General features: G+C 71.2%; 11 protein-coding genes. 3 read left to right on the top strand and 8 right to left on the bottom strand.

All coding sequences use genetic code 11. From position 1 onward, the window contains the following. The first annotated feature begins 263 nt into the window (after window positions 1–263). The gene (locus tag AB0K60_RS08340; protein WP_364049990.1) at window positions 264–449 is read left to right on the top strand and encodes an ATP-binding protein; all 186 of its coding nucleotides are present in this window, start codon (window positions 264–266) and stop codon (window positions 447–449) included. On the opposite strand, the gene narI is transcribed toward AB0K60_RS08340, so the two are convergent. The 5 genes from narI to AB0K60_RS08365 are packed head-to-tail and all read right to left on the bottom strand — an operon-like array spanning window position 450 to window position 8,473. Beyond that, on the bottom strand, window positions 450–1,178 hold the full coding sequence (gene narI, locus AB0K60_RS08345) for a respiratory nitrate reductase subunit gamma (RefSeq protein ID WP_364049992.1): 729 nt from the start codon (window positions 1,176–1,178) through the stop codon (window positions 450–452). Beyond that, window positions 1,175–1,870, bottom strand: coding sequence for a nitrate reductase molybdenum cofactor assembly chaperone (narJ, locus tag AB0K60_RS08350; RefSeq protein ID WP_364049994.1), 696 nt, complete (start codon window positions 1,868–1,870; stop codon window positions 1,175–1,177). The genes narI and narJ overlap by 4 nt, the downstream gene beginning before the upstream one ends. Then, entirely contained in the window at window positions 1,867–3,519 is a 1,653-nt protein-coding gene (gene narH / locus AB0K60_RS08355) for a nitrate reductase subunit beta (RefSeq protein WP_364049996.1), read from the bottom strand. The genes narJ and narH overlap by 4 nt, the downstream gene beginning before the upstream one ends. A gap of 34 nt (window positions 3,520–3,553) precedes the next feature. Continuing rightward, a complete protein-coding gene (locus AB0K60_RS08360; protein ID WP_364049998.1) occupies window positions 3,554–7,225 on the bottom strand; it encodes a nitrate reductase subunit alpha in 3,672 nt (1,223 codons plus the stop codon). A 51-nt stretch (window positions 7,226–7,276) separates the two neighbouring features. After that, the gene (locus AB0K60_RS08365) at window positions 7,277–8,473 is read right to left on the bottom strand and encodes an MFS transporter (RefSeq protein WP_364050000.1); all 1,197 of its coding nucleotides are present in this window, start codon (window positions 8,471–8,473) and stop codon (window positions 7,277–7,279) included. Between the two features lie 330 nt (window positions 8,474–8,803). Between AB0K60_RS08365 and AB0K60_RS08370 the strand changes: the two genes are divergently transcribed. Both AB0K60_RS08370 and AB0K60_RS08375 read left to right on the top strand, forming a co-directional pair. Continuing rightward, entirely contained in the window at window positions 8,804–9,523 is a 720-nt protein-coding gene (locus tag AB0K60_RS08370; protein ID WP_364050002.1) for a DUF1918 domain-containing protein, read from the top strand. A 488-nt stretch (window positions 9,524–10,011) separates the two neighbouring features. Then, window positions 10,012–10,875, top strand: a complete 864-nt coding sequence (locus AB0K60_RS08375; RefSeq protein WP_364050004.1) for a CAP domain-containing protein — start codon at window positions 10,012–10,014, stop codon at window positions 10,873–10,875. Window positions 10,876–10,981: 106 nt separating this feature from the next. Here AB0K60_RS08375 and AB0K60_RS08380 read toward each other — a convergent pair whose 3' ends face one another. The 3 genes from AB0K60_RS08380 to AB0K60_RS08390 all read right to left on the bottom strand — a co-directional run bounded on the left by AB0K60_RS08380 (window position 10,982) and on the right by AB0K60_RS08390 (window position 14,051). Further along, window positions 10,982–12,691, bottom strand: a complete 1,710-nt coding sequence (locus tag AB0K60_RS08380; RefSeq protein ID WP_364050006.1) for a VanW family protein — start codon at window positions 12,689–12,691, stop codon at window positions 10,982–10,984. Window positions 12,692–12,895: 204 nt separating this feature from the next. Continuing rightward, window positions 12,896–13,423: a signal peptidase II gene (locus AB0K60_RS08385; protein ID WP_364050008.1), complete on the bottom strand. Its 528-nt coding sequence runs from the start codon at window positions 13,421–13,423 to the stop codon at window positions 12,896–12,898. A 22-nt stretch (window positions 13,424–13,445) separates the two neighbouring features. Continuing rightward, window positions 13,446–14,051, bottom strand: a complete 606-nt coding sequence (locus AB0K60_RS08390; protein WP_364050010.1) for an energy-coupling factor transporter transmembrane protein EcfT — start codon at window positions 14,049–14,051, stop codon at window positions 13,446–13,448. Window positions 14,052–14,099 lie beyond the last annotated feature (48 nt).

Genomic DNA, 14,099 nt, shown 5'->3' on the forward strand with positions numbered 1-14,099 from the left:
ACCACCGTGAGCTCTGCCGAGCCCGAGACACAGCTCCCTTCGGCCGGTCACATGGCGTACGACACCGGCAGGGAGACACCCCGGCTTCTGGGATCACGGGTGTTTCCCGGCGTCCCCGAGGCCATCGGCACCGTCCGCGCGTACCTGAGAAGCCTGCTCGCCGACCGCCCGACGACCGCCGACGCCATTCTCCTGGCCAGCGAGATCGCCACCAACGCGGTACGTCATTCACACAGCGGGGGCGTACCTTCAGCGTCACCGTGGTGGAAGCCGTCGATCGCATCCGCGTGGAGATCACCGACCTCGGCGGCGGCCATGTCCCCGCGGTCCACGACGACGTCGATGCCGTGAACGGTCGTGGCCTGCTTCTCGTGGCCGCGATCGCCGCCCGGTGGGGCGTCGACGGCGACGCGAACGGTCGGACCGTCTGGTTCGTGCTGGACCCTTGATCAGCGGGACGGCTCCCAGCCTCGGCGGGGGGCTCGGGCGCCCGGGCGGTCCTCGCGGCTGCGGTAGACGATGTATGGGCGGGTCAGGTAGCCGATGGGGGCCGTGAGCATGTGGACGAGGCGGGTGAAGGGCCAGATGGCGAATAGGAGCATGGCGCTGAGGGCGTGGAGTTGGAACAGGAGGGGGGCGGAGGCCATGAGGTTGCCCTGGGGCTGGAAGTAGAAGATGGAGCGGAACCAGGGCGAGATGGTGGTGCGGTAGTCGTAGCCGCCGCCGGCGATGTTGGCGGCGACGGTCGCGTAGAGGCCGAGGAGGATCGTCAGGGCCAGGACGGCGTACATGAACTTGTCGTTGCGGGTGGTGGCGGTGAAGACCGGACCGACGGTGCGGCGGCGGTAGATGAGGATGGCCAGGCCCACCAGGGTGCAGAAGCCGGCGAGCGTGCCGAGGACGACGGCGGTGAGGTGGTAGAGCTCCTCGGAGACGCCCAGGGTCTCGGTCCAGGACTTCGGGATGACGAGGCCGCCGAAGTGGCCGAGGATGACGATGAGGATGCCGAAGTGGAACAGCGGGCTGCCGATGCGCAGCAGGCGGGACTCGTACAGCTGGGAGGAGCGGGTGGTCCAGCCGAACTTGTCGTAGCGGTAGCGCCAGACGTGGCCGAGGACGAAGGCCGTGAGTGCCACGTAGGGGGCCACCACCCACAGGATGAGGTCGAGCGCGTTCAACGGTGGTCCTCCAGTTGTCCTTCCAGCGGTGCGTACAGGTGGCCGTCGAGCGGGCCGGGGAAGTCCTGCGGGGTGGTGGCCCCGTAGGGTTCCAGGCCGACCTCCTCGGCGGGCGGCGGGCCTTCGGCGGCGAGTTTGTGCAGGGCGGCGCGGTCGCGGGGGCCGAGCGGGGGCAGGGTGGCGAGCACGGCGGCGACGACGTGGGCGTACGGCGAGGACTCGGCCTCCAGGGCGCGCAGCATGAGCTCGACGCCGGGGCGGTGCTCCTGGAGCAGGCGGGTGGCCTCGCGGGAGGCGCCGCGGCCGGAGAGCTCGCAGACGACGGCGAGGTGGTCGGGGAGCTCGCCGTCGGAGATCTCGAAGCCGGCGGCGCGGAAGGCGTGTTTGAAGCGGAGCAGGGCCATGCCGCGCTTGCGGGTGTCCCCGTGGGTGTAGTAGGTGAGGTACGGGCAGCAGCGGCGCTTGAAGTCGAAGATCTCCACGTAGTGCGCGGCGAGGCCGGGCAGCGGGGTGACGTCGAGGTGCGCCAGGAACTCGCGCAGATGCGTCGCCGCCGGGCCGTCGGGGAGGCCGGTCACGGCCTCGGCCAGCACGGGGCGGGCGTCGTAGAGCCGCTCGTCGGGGTAGCCGAGCAGCACCGAGGCGACCTGGTGGGTCACCGCGACGTGCTCGCCGGGCGTGCGCCGGTTCATGATTCCTTCTTCTTGGGCGGGAACAGGCCCTCGGGGGCGCCCTTGCCGTCCCAGTTGAGCAGGTTGATGCGGCCCCGCCGGTCCGCGGGGTCCACCAGGGCGCCGGAGTCCTGCCGGTCCTTCAGCGCGTGGAAGCTCTCGACGGCGATGGGGGCGGGCGAGCCGGACGCCTCGCCGAACGGGCCGCCCATGCCGGGGCCGCCCTCGTAGTCGAGACTGCACCCGGTGGCGAGCTCCTCCAGCTTCGCGCCCTGCTCGGCGTGCGCCTTGGGGATCACGTACCGCTCCTCGTAGGCGGCGATGGCGAGCAGCCGGTACATCTCCTCGACCTGCTCGCCGGTCATGCCGACCGCCTCGGCGATCGTCTCGTCCGGCTTGTCGCCGAGGTTGAGGCGGCGCATGTACGCCCGCATGGCGGCCAGGCGGCGCAGCACGCCCTTGACCGGCTCGACGTCCCCGGCGGTGAACAACTCGGCGAGGTACTCGACCGGGATGCGCAGCGCCTCGATCGCGCCGAACAGGTTGCCGGCCTCCTCGCCGTCGTGGCCGGTCTCGGCGAGCACGTCCACGACCGGCGACAGCGGCGGCACGTACCAGACCATCGGCATCGTGCGGTACTCGGGGTGCAGCGGCAGCGCCACCCCGTAGTCGAAGATGAGCTTGTGGATCGGCGAGCGCCGCGCGGCGTCCAGCCAGTCCTCCGGGATGCCGTCGGCCCGCGCCGCCGCGATCACCTCGGGGTCGGACGGGTCGAGCAGCACGCCCTTGTGCGCCTCGTACAGGTCCTTCTCGTCGGGCGTGGCGGCGGCCTCGGCGACCCGGTCCACGTCGTACAGGACCAGGCCGATGTAGCGCAGCCGCCCCACGCAGGTCTCCGAGCAGACGGTCGGGATGCCCACCTCGACGCGCGGGAAGCAGAAGGTGCACTTCTCCGCCTTGCCGGTGCGGTGGTTGAAGTACACCTTCTTGTACGGGCACCCGGTGACGCACATGCGCCAGCCCCGGCAGCGGTCCTGGTCCACCAGGACGATGCCGTCCTCCGAGCGCTTGTACATGGCGCCGGACGGGCAGGAGGCCACGCACGACGGGTTGAGGCAGTGCTCGCAGATGCGCGGCAGGTAGAACATGAACGCGCGCTCGAACTCCAGCTTCACCTGGTCGGACACCTTGCGCAGCACCGGGTCGGCGGGGGCCAGCTCGGGGCCGCCCGCCAGGTCGTCGTCCCAGTTCGCGCTCCAGGTGATCTTGGTGGGCTCGCCGCTGATGAGCGAGCGCGGCCGGGCGACCGGCGTGTCCTCCTGCATCGGGGCGCTGAACAGCCGGTCGTAGTCGTACGTCCAGGGCTCGTAGTAGTCCTTGATGGACGGCATGAGCGGGTTGGCGAAGATCGTCAGCAGCTTGTGCAGCCGGCCGCCCGCCTTGAGCCGGAGCCGGCCGCGCCGGTTCAGCTCCCAGCCGCCCTTCCACCGTTTCTGGTCCTGGTACGTACGCGGGTACCCCTGGCCGGGCCGGGTCTCGACGTTGTTGAACCAGACGTACTCGGTGCCGGCCCGGTTCGTCCACGCCTGCTTGCAGGTGACCGAGCAGGTGTGGCAGCCGATGCACTTGTCCAGGTTCATGACCATGGCAAGCTGCGCCATGACCTTCATGTCTCACTCCATTCCGGCGAAGTCGCGGCGGGCATCAGTAGTCGACCTCCTGGGCGCGGCGGCGGATCACCGTGATCTCGTCCCGCTGGTTGCCGGTCGGCCCGAGATAGTTGAAGGCGAACGAGAGCTGGGCGTACCCGCCGATGAGGTGGGTGGGCTTGACCAGCAGCCGGGTGAGCGAGTTGTGGATGCCGCCGCGCCGCCCGGAGGTCTCGCTGCGCGGCACGTCCACGACCCGCTCCTGGGCGTGGTACATGTACACGGTCCCGGCGGGCATCCGGTGCGAGACGACGGCCCGCGCCACGACGACGCCGTTGCGGTTCACCGCCTCCACCCAGTCGTTGTCGGATATGCCGGCCTTGGCGGCGTCGGCGGGGCTCATCCAGATGGTCGGGCCGCCGCGCGACAGGGTGAGCATGAGCAGGTTGTCCTGGTACTCGGAGTGAATCGACCACTTCGAGTGCGGGGTCAGGTAGCGCACCACGACCCCGTCGGCGCCGTTCGCGCCCGGCGTGGGCTCGTTGAACATCGCGCCCATGTTGAGCGGCGGCCGGAACACCGGGAGCGCCTCCCCCGACTCCTGCATCCAGTCGTGGTCGAGGTAGAAGCTCTGCCGCCCGGTGAGGGTGTGCCACGGTTTGCGGTGCTCGACGTTGATGGTGAAGGCCGAGTAGCGCCGCCCGCCGGTCTCGCTGCCCGACCACTCCGGCGAGGTGATCACCGGCACCGGCCGGGCCTGGGTGTCGGCGAAGCTGATCGACTTGTGTTCCTCGGCGAGCCCGTCGAAGGAGGTCCCGGTACGCCGGGCCAGCGCGGCGAACCCCTGCTCGGCCAGCCGTCCGTTGGTCGTGCCGGACAGCGCGAGGATCGCCTCGCACATGTGCGTGTCGCGGGCGAGCGACGGCCGCCCGGCCGCGACGCCGTCGTGCACGGTGCCGTTGAGCCGCCCGAGCTTCTCGACCTCGGGCCCGACCTGGAAGGTGACGCCCTTGGTGGTGGCGCCGAGCCGGTCCACGAGCGGCCCGAGCGCGGTCATCTTCTCGGCGACCGCGCCGTAGTCCCGCTCCACCACGACGATCTTGGGGAAGTCGCGGCCGGGCACCGGCGTCTCGCCGGTCTCCCGCCAGTCGCGCACCGCCCCGTGCGGCGTGGCGAGCTCGTCGGGGGTGTCGTGCAGCAGCGGCACCGCGACCAGGTCCTTGCGTACGCCCAGGTGCGTGCGGGCCAGCGCGGAGAACGCCTTGGCGATCGCGTTGAAGGCGGCGAAGTCGGTGCGGGTCTGCCACGGCGGGTCGATCGCCGGGGAGAACGCGTGCACGAACGGGTGCATGTCGGTCGAGGACAAATCGTGCTTCTCGTACCAGGTCGCGGCCGGCAGCACGATGTCGCTGAACAGCGTCGTGGACGTCATCCGGAAGTCGAGCGACAGCAGCAGGTCGAGCTTGCCGCGCGGCGCCTCCTCGGCCCAGGTCACCGACTCGGGCCGGTGGTCGGGCCCGGCCTGCTCGGCGCGCACCGAGGAGTCGGTGCCGAGCAGGTGCCGCAGGAAGTACTCGTTGCCCTTCGCCGACGAGCCGAGCAGGTTCGCCCGCCACACGGTGAGCACGCGCGGCCAGTTCTCCGGCGCGTCGGGGTCCTCGCAGGCGAAGCCCAGCTCCCCGGCGGCGACCTTCCCCGCGATGTACGGCCCGGCCTCCTGCCCGGACGCCGCCGCCTCCTCGGCCAGTTCGAGCGGATTGCGGTCGAAGGTCGGGTACGACGGCATCCAGCCCAGCCGCGCCGACTGGGACAGCAGATCGGCGGTCGCCTTCCCCGCGAACGCGCCCCGGGCGAGCGGCGAGGACACCACGTCCGCGCTGAAGGTGTCGTAACGCCACTGGTCCGTGTGCAGGTACCAGAACGCGGTCCCGATCATCTGCCGGGGCGGGCGCTGCCAGTCGAGCCCGAAGGCGAGCTGCGCCCACCCGGTGACCGGCCGGCACTTCTCCTGCCCGACGTAGTGCGCCCAGCCGCCGCCGTTCACGCCCTGGCAGCCGGTGAGCGTCAGCAGCGCGAGGAACGAGCGGTACATGGTGTCGGAGTGGAACCAGTGGTTCGTCCCCGCGCCCAGGATGATCATCGACCGGCCGCCGGAGTCCTCGGCGTTGCGGGCGAACTCGCGGGCGATCCGCGCCGCCCGCGCCGCCGGCACCGAGGTGATCTGCTCCTGCCAGGCCGGCGTGTACGGCACGGCCGGGTCGTCGTATCCGGCGGGCCACTCGCCGGGCAGTCCCGGCCGCGCCACGCCGTACTGGGCGAGCATGAGGTCGAACACGGTGGTGACCAGGTGCCCGCCGACGCGCCGCGCCGGGACGCCGCGCCGCAGCACCCCGTCACCCGCGCCGTCGAAGCGTGGCAGGGCGACCTCGACCGGTTCGGCGTCGGCCGCCCCGAGCAGGGTGAGCGCGGGATCGACGTCGCCGAGGTCGAGGTTCCACCGCCCCTCGCCCTCGGCCGAGAAGCGGAAGCCGAGCGACCCGTTCGGCACGACGGGCTCGCCCTTCCCCGCGTCGATCAGCACGGTCTTGAACGCCGCCTCCTTGCCCTCCTCGCCCAGGTCGGCGGCGGTGAGGAACTTGCCGGGCTCGTACCCCTGCGCGCCCTCGCCGCGCTCGTGCAGCCGTACCAGGAAGGGCAGGTCCGTGTACCGCTTCACGTACAGGGTGAACCGGGGCGCCTGCCGGTCCACGAAGAACTCCTTGAGGATCACGTGCCCCATCGCCATCGCCAGCGCCCCGTCGGTGCCGGGATGCGGCGCGATCCACTCGTCGGCGAACTTGGCGGCGTCGCTGTAGTCGGGGGACATCACCACGACCTTCTGCCCCCGGTAGCGCGCCTCGGCCATGTAGTGCGCGTCGGGCGTGCGGGTCACCGGCACGTTGGAGCCCCACAGGATCAGGTAGGCCGCGTCCCACCAGTCGGCCGACTCGGGCACGTCGGTCTGGTCGCCGAACACCTGCGGGGAGGCCACCGGCAGGTCGGCGTACCAGTCGTAGAAGGAGAGCATCGTCCCGCCGAGCAGCGAGACGAACCGCGCGCCGACGGCGTGCGACACCATCGACATGGCGGGGATCGGGGAGAACCCGGCGACCCGGTCCGGCCCGTACGTCTTGATCGTGTGCACGTGCGCGGCGGCGATGATCTCGGTGGCCTCGTCCCAGGTGACGCGCACGAGCCCGCCCTTGCCGCGGGCCGACTGGTAGCGGCGGCGTTTGTCCGGATCCGAGGTGATCTCCGCCCAGGCGGCCACCGGGTCGCCGAGCCGGGCGCGGGCCTCGCGGTACATCTCCACCAGCACGCCGCGCGCGTAGGGGAAGCGCACCCGCGTGGGCGAGTAGGTGTACCAGGAGAACGCGGCGCCGCGCGGGCAGCCGCGGGGCTCGTACGCCGGCCGGTCGGGCCCGACGCTGGGGTAGTCGGTCTGCTGGGCCTCCCAGGTGATGATGCCGTCCTTGACGTACACCTTCCAGGAGCAGGAGCCGGTGCAGTTCACCCCGTGCGTGGAGCGGACCACCTTGTCGTGGCTCCACCGGTCCCGGTAGAAGACGTCGCCGTCCCGCCCGCCGATCTGGTGCAGAGTACGCAGGTCGGCGGAGGTTGTGCCGGGTCGCAGGTGTCTGCCGAGCCGGAGCAGCGCGTCGCTCACCGGTCCGTCCATGCCCGCCATGTGTGCCTCTTTCGTCAGTCGTGCCTTGCGGGGGCCCCGTTGGACCGCGGGCTATGCCCGCTGGGGCGCCCCCATAACGAACCAGCTGTAGACGGCCGCCGCCGCCGCGACCGTGGCCAGGAGCATCAGCCCGACCGCGTACGACGAGGTGGCCTGGTAGATCATGCCCATGACCAGCGGCGGCAGGAATCCGCCGAGCCCGCCGGCCGCGCCGACGACGCCGGTGGCGCTGCCGACCATGTGCCCGGGCACCTGCTTGGCGACCAGCGCGAACACCGCGCCGTTGCCGAGGCCGAGCGCGGCGGCCATGGCGAGGAAGCCGACCGTGGCCAGCAGCATCGCCGGCGCGAACGACACGATGATCGCGCACGCCACCACGACGGCGATCGAGCCGCTCAGCACGGGCACGCCGCCCCACCGGTCGGACAGCCAGCCGCCGATCGGCCGGGCGAGGGTGGCGAGCACCACGAATCCGGCGGAGCGGGCGGCGGCGTCGGCGGTGGTGAGGCCGTACACCTCTTTCAGGTACAGCGGCAGGTAGACGCCGAAGGCGACGAACCCGCCGAAGGTGAGCGCGTACATCGTGGCGAGCTCGCAGGTGGCGCGCAGCCGCGCGGCGGCCAGGAAGCGGGTCAGGAACGGCTCGGTGGCGGCCTGCCTGCCCGGCGCGTCGCGGCCCACGGCGAGGAACGCCAGCCCGACGAGGACCAGCGCGACCGCGACCACGAGGAACGGCGCGGGCCGCCCGTAGGAGTCGGCGAGCCACGGGGTGGCGAAGCCGGAGATCGCGGTGCCGATGTTGCCCATGCCGAAGATGCCGAGCGCGAGCCCGCGCCGCTCCGGCGGGAACCAGCCGTTGACGAACGGGATGCCGATGGCGAACGTGGCGCCCGTCATGCCGAGCGCGAAGCCGCCGACGAGGAGCGCGGGGTAGTTCTGCACCATCGACAGGAACAGCACCGGGAGCACGCCGAGCAGGCTCGTCACTCCGAACACGATGCGCCCGCCGTACCGGTCGGTCAGCGCGCCCACCACGATGCGGCCCAGGGAACCGACGATCACGGGCACGGCGACGAGCACCGACACCGCGACCGGGGTCAGGTCGAGCAACTCCTTGTACACGGGGCCCAGCGGGCTGAGCAGCGCCCAGGCCCAGAAGTTGACCGCGAACCCCAGCGTGGCGAGCACCAGCGCGGTCGTCTGCCCACGGGTCGTCGCGGGCGGGGCCGATTCGCCGACGGTCGTCATGTGAATCCACCTCTTGCGGTACGGGACGATGGGGGACGGACCACGACGTAGTCCGTGATCCCCCCTAAGCCTCACAACCGGTGATCTGGGACGTGAGGGTCTTTAGTCCCTTCGGACGGACCCAAAGACCCGGCTAACGTCCCTGTTCAGACCATGTTTTGACCTTTTCACTGCATTTATTCCACTTTGGGCCGTTTTTAAGTCCAGCCGGGGCAGAGGAGCACGAGCCCGCAGGGCGTGAGGCAGGGCGTGAGGCAGGGCGTGAGGCAGGGCGTGAGGCAGGGCGTGAGGGAGCACGAAGGAGTACGCGCTGGTGAGGGACGGGATGACATGACCGGCCTGGCTGGTGGCCGGGCCGGGGCGGTCGGCTGGATCCTGGTCGCCCTGGTGCTGGCGGCCGCGACCGCCGGGGTCACCTACCTGCTCACGTCCCCCGCCGGGAGGACCGTGGAGGTGCCGAACGTGGTCGGGCTCACCCGGGCGGCGGCCGTGCGGGTCGTCGAGCAGGCGGGCCTGCGGCCCGAGATCGCGGAGGGGCCGTCCGCCGAGCAGATGCGGGGCCGCGTGTACCGGACCGAGCCCGAGGAGGGTCAGGCCGTCGACCGGGGCGGCCGGGTGGTCCTGTGGGTCTCGACCGGTCCCGCGCGGGTGGAGGTCCCCGACCTGGCGGGGGACGTGGGGCCGGAGGCCGGGTCAGCGCCACTCGTCGCCGCGCTCGTCACCCGCACTCGCCGCCCCTACTCGCGGCTCGCAGACGCGGACAGGGACTTTGGCCACTTTTATGAGGGCCTCCGTCCCTGGTTCGGCCTCCGCCGTACTCGTGAGACTGGGGGTGAACCGACCGAGGGAGCGATCATGAAGGCAGCAGTCGGCGACCAGTTGGTCATTGAGAGCACGCATCTGGACGAGCCGCGCCGGGTCGGGACCATCGTGGAGCTCCACCACCCGGACGGATCGCCGCCCTACGTCGTGCGCTGGGAGGGCCAGGAGCACGAGACCCTCGTCTTCCCGGGGCCGGACGCCCGTATAGTCGCCCACCACACCGTCTGACGGTAAGGGCCCCACGACCCCCTGGAGCCGTAGCCACTCCGGGGTTCCGGCCGGGCGCGTGCACATCCCCCGCACGCGCCCGGCCCCTTTTTGGCCCGGTTCAGCCCGGGCCGGACGCCTATCACCGGGAGATCACGGTACGATCTCGCCCGCCCACTCAGCGACAACGTAAGATCGCATCCCCGGTTCGCCCGGCGGGACCGCCTTTAGAACGCGCCAAATCGCCGTGGGAACGTGCCATTCCGATCAACAGGACCCTCGATCGTCCGTGAGCAGGACGCTGACCAGGCACTCCCCCTCGATCGTCCGGATCGCAAAAATCTTCCCAATTTTTACCCGAAACGGTTGAACCGCACTGGCCTCCGTCGCGTATAGGGGGTCACGAGATTTACCAGAAATCACAGAAATATCTGGATTCTCAGGACACGACCGATGTCTCCAGGCCACAATTCGGTGTCCAGTGGATGCCAAACCGTCCTGGAGGACATATGCGGGCACTTTTTCGGGCACTCGCGTGCATCGGCGGCGCGGCGGCGGTGATCGCCCCGGCGACCGCCGCCTCAGCGCACACGCGAACCCCCGTGGACACCGAGACCTGCAAGGTCTCCGTCACCCGCCTCGTGGCCACGAAGACCTCGATCCGCACGGCGGTCGAGCGCACCGGCTGCGAGGAGCCGACCTTCCTGCGCGCCGAGATCAGGATCGAGCGCTTCGGTCCCGACAAGGTCATCAAGCGGGCGAGGAAGGCCCTGGATGACAACGGCCTACTGTTCACAAGCGCCCGCTGCAGCTTCAAGACGCGTTCGTACTACGTGGTCGTCACCGACAGCGACGGCAACTTCGCCAAGTCCGACCCGGTCCGCCTGCGCTGCGGCTCCCGGTTCGGGTTCGACCACGGCTCGGGCCTGCCCAGCGGCTCCGGCGGGTCCGGATCCGGATCCGGCTCCGGCGGCACCACGGTCGGCAGCGCGACCGAGAACGAGGTCATCCGGCTCACCAACGAGCACCGCAAGAAGGTGGGGTGCGCGCCGCTCGTCAACGACGCCAGGCTGCACAACGCCGCGCTCGCGCACACCAAGCTCATGGCGGCCAAGAACCAGATGCAGCACCAGCTCGCCGGCGAGCCGGACTTCGGCACTCGCATCAAGGCGGCCGGGTTCTCGTTCCGCTCCGCGGCCGAGAACATCGCGGCCGGCCAGCCGACCCCGCAGTCCGTGGTCAGCGCCTGGATCAACAGCCCCGGCCACCGCGCCAACATCGAGAACTGCGGCCTGACCCACATCGGCGTCGGCGTCGCGCAGGCCTCCGACGGCAAGCTCTTCTGGACCCAGGACTTCGCCCGACCCCTCTAAGGCCGCGAAGGCCCGGCGTTGACGGTACGGCCCGCGCTCCCCGCCGACGGGGACGCGGGCCGTACCGTTGCCCGGCAAGGCCGGGGAAGGCGCGGGCGCGGGACGCTCAGGTCTTCTCGCAGGTGAGCTTGGGCTCCGGGGCGTACACGGTGTGGAACCTCTGGCGGCGGATCTCCTTGCCGTCCTTCTTGAACACGCGCCACACGTCGATGGAGAAGCCCTCCGCCCCCTCCATCGGGATGCAGTCGGGGCCGGAGTCGGTGAGGGTCTCGATGCCCCGCACCGCGTAGCGGCCCGAGCTGCGCGACTCGATGTCGAACCGCTTGGTGCTCCAGAAGTTCACCGTGACCGAGGTGCTGGTGTAGGAGGTCGTGATCAGCACGCCGTACGGCGAGTCGTTGCGCCAGCGGAAGTCCGGCTGCGGGTAGGAGACGGTGGACTCGCGCCCCGCCGGATAGCGGGAGATGTAGAAGATGTGCGGCGTGTGCCGCACGTCCTCGAAGCCGCCGAAGAACACCGCGTTGAACATCGTGGTGGCGAACTGCGAGATGCCGCCGCCGACGTCGTTGACGAACCGCCCGTTGAGGATCATCGGCGCATCGACGAAGCCGCGCGCCTTGTCCCGCCGGCCGACCACGCCGTTGAGCGAGAACGTCTGCCCCGGCAGCACCAGGTGGTTGTCGAGGATGTCGGCGATGCGGTGGATGTTGGTCACCCGCGGCGGGCAGCAGGGGTAGTGCGTGGTGTACGACGACACCCGCTGCTTGATGCCGAGCCGCCGGGCCTTGGCCGTGGTGAGCTTCGGGCTCGCCTTCGTCAGCGCCACCGCGATCGTACGGCTCCCGCCCGCGGCGACGACCTTTTCCACCTCGCCCTTCAGCGCCTCGGCGTCCACCCCCTGACCGTCGCGCGAGGGCACGACGACCGGCTTGCCCTTGACCACCTTGAACGACGCGTCCCTGGGCGCCTGCGCCCCGTCGACCAGGCCGTCCTCCACCCCGTCGAGCGCCTTGCGCGCGTCGAAGTCCGGCCGCAGGCCGCCCTTGCCGTCGGGTGTGAAGCGCAGATGGCGGGCGATCGTCTCGGCGGTGAGGGTGGCCTTGCGCCCGCCGTTGACGAGCGTGAGCGGCGAGGCGACGGCGTCGCGCGCCGTCGAACCGGCGACCCGGTTCACCTCGGCGGCCGTCACCGCCGGGGGGACCGTGCGCATCGGGATGGTCAGCTGCCGCTTCAGCGGATAGGCCTCCAGGACCGCCCGGACGGCCGCCTCCTGGTCCAGGGCCCGTCCGGGCCGGGGCGGCGTCGCGACGGGCTTCAATCCGGCATATCGGATGGTGCCGCCGCGTGGGGGGACGTCCACCGACTCGGCCAGGTCCGCCACCACGGCGTTCAGCCGCTCGTGGTCGACCTTGACGCGGGGCCGCACGTCGGTCCGCCCGAACAGGGCCCGCAGCACACCGGCCGGGCTCGACGACCCTTCGGCGGCGGCCACGGTCATCGCCGTGTCGAGGGAGAGCCCGGCCTCCCGGGGCACCAGCCGTACCGTCTTGCCGCCGACCTGAACCACGAGCATACGGGACGCCTCCGTCGCCAGCTCGTCGCTCAGCTTGCGCTCCGCCTCCGCGGGGGCGAGCCCTCCGATGTCGACGTCGGCGACGAAGGTGCCGGGCGGGATCTCCCCCGCCAGGATCACGGCCGGGACGGCGTAGAGGGCGACCAGCACCGCCAGCACCCCGCCGACCACGGCCGCCCATAAGGCGCCGGGCCGGCGACGCGGTCCGGGGTTGGCGCGACGCCTCGGACGCGCGGCCGTCATCGATCACCCCCTCCGACCGGCGGAACGGTGAGCCGAGTTCCCGCCCATCGCCCCGCCCCTGGGGCCGTCCGCCTTTCGCATTGTGACAGCCGACCGGACGCCGTCAGGGGATTTCCGGCGAAGCTCCTGGCTCAGCCCCTGACCAAGCCCTTGACTCAGCCCTTGACTCAACCCTCGGCCTAGCCCGCGACTCAGCCCCCCGACTCAGCTCTCGGCCGTGTCGACCGGCCCCGCCGCGTCCGGCCCCCGCTCGGTCCGCTGCCCTTCCCGCTGCCCGTCCAGTCCGATGCCGCGCAGGTGCAGCAGCGCCGCCCACAGGATGCCGAGCACCAGCGCGATGTCGGCGACGTTCCCCACGAACCAGTCGAAGTAGTCGATGAAGTCCACCACCGCGCCCCGTGCGAACCCCGGCTCCCGGAACAGCCGATCCAGCAGATGCGTGGTGGCGCCCCCCAGCACGAGCCCCAGCGCGATCGTCCACGGCCAGGTCCGCACCCGCCGCGCGATCCACGCCACGATCACCACCACGGCGGCGGACGCGACCGCGAAGATCCAGGTGAACTCGGTGCCGATGGAGAACGCGGCGCCGGGGTTGTAGATCAGACGGAACTGGATCAACTCCCCGATCACGTCGATGACCCGCCCGTCGGCGAGCGCCGAGACCGCCCAGAACTTCGTGGCCTGATCGACCACCACCAGCAGGGCCGCCAGACCCAGAACCCAGAGGAACACACCTGCACCCTAACCGCTCGGCTCAGTCGTCCACTCCACGGGCGCTCAGCGCCTCCCCGAGGGCGTCGGCGTAGCGGAGGGCGCTCACGACCAACGGTACGGCGAACGCCCGCAGGCTGCGTTCCACGCCCCGCGCCCGCTGGGCCTCCCGTACCCGGGTCGCGAGGGCGGCGACGACCGGCACGCTGCGCAACGTCAGCGACAGCAGCAGGGACAGCCGAAACGGATCGAGTCCGACATAACGGGCAGGCGCCAGGAATCTTTCAAGAAAGGCCACCATCTCCGTGGTGCGAGTGGTGAGGGTGACCAGTCCGGCGAGCGCCACGGCGAGCACGACGCGCAGCGTGGTGGACAGCGCGGTGGACGCGTCGGCGACGACGAGCTGCATGACGAACAGGACGGCGGCGAACCAGCGTACGGGCCGCACCTGCGCCCACGCCGCCGCCGGGCCCACTCCGGACACGGCGTACAACAGCGCGACGACCACGGCGGCGACGACGAGCGCGACGGGCGAGCCGAGCAGCAGCATGACCGTGCAGGCCACCAGCAGGCCGAGCAGCTTCGCCCCGGCGGGCAGGCGGTGCAGCGGGGAGTCGCCGGGAACGTACGCGCCGGTGAGGGCCGTCATGGCGCGGACCTCCGGCGCCGTCCGGCGACGGTGGGCGCATCACCCGGG

It is taken from the genome of Thermopolyspora sp. NPDC052614 (assembly GCF_040678635.1).
In the GTDB taxonomy this organism is placed as follows: domain Bacteria; phylum Actinomycetota; class Actinomycetes; order Streptosporangiales; family Streptosporangiaceae; genus Thermopolyspora.

Excerpts from the sequence above, each read along its gene's own strand:
- narJ (WP_364049994.1), bottom strand. The coding sequence starts at position 1,870 with ATGAACCGGCGCACGCCCGGCGAGCACGTCGCGGTGACCCACCAGGTC.
- narH (WP_364049996.1), bottom strand. The coding sequence starts at position 3,519 with ATGAAGGTCATGGCGCAGCTTGCCATGGTCATGAACCTGGACAAGTGC.
- AB0K60_RS08360 (WP_364049998.1), bottom strand. The coding sequence starts at position 7,225 with ATGGCGGGCATGGACGGACCGGTGAGCGACGCGCTGCTCCGGCTCGGC.
- AB0K60_RS08365 (WP_364050000.1), bottom strand. The coding sequence starts at position 8,473 with ATGACGACCGTCGGCGAATCGGCCCCGCCCGCGACGACCCGTGGGCAG.
- AB0K60_RS08370 (WP_364050002.1), top strand. The coding sequence starts at position 8,804 with ATGACCGGCCTGGCTGGTGGCCGGGCCGGGGCGGTCGGCTGGATCCTG.
- AB0K60_RS08375 (WP_364050004.1), top strand. The coding sequence starts at position 10,012 with ATGCGGGCACTTTTTCGGGCACTCGCGTGCATCGGCGGCGCGGCGGCG.
- AB0K60_RS08380 (WP_364050006.1), bottom strand. The coding sequence starts at position 12,691 with ATGACGGCCGCGCGTCCGAGGCGTCGCGCCAACCCCGGACCGCGTCGC.
- AB0K60_RS08390 (WP_364050010.1), bottom strand. The coding sequence starts at position 14,051 with ATGACGGCCCTCACCGGCGCGTACGTTCCCGGCGACTCCCCGCTGCAC.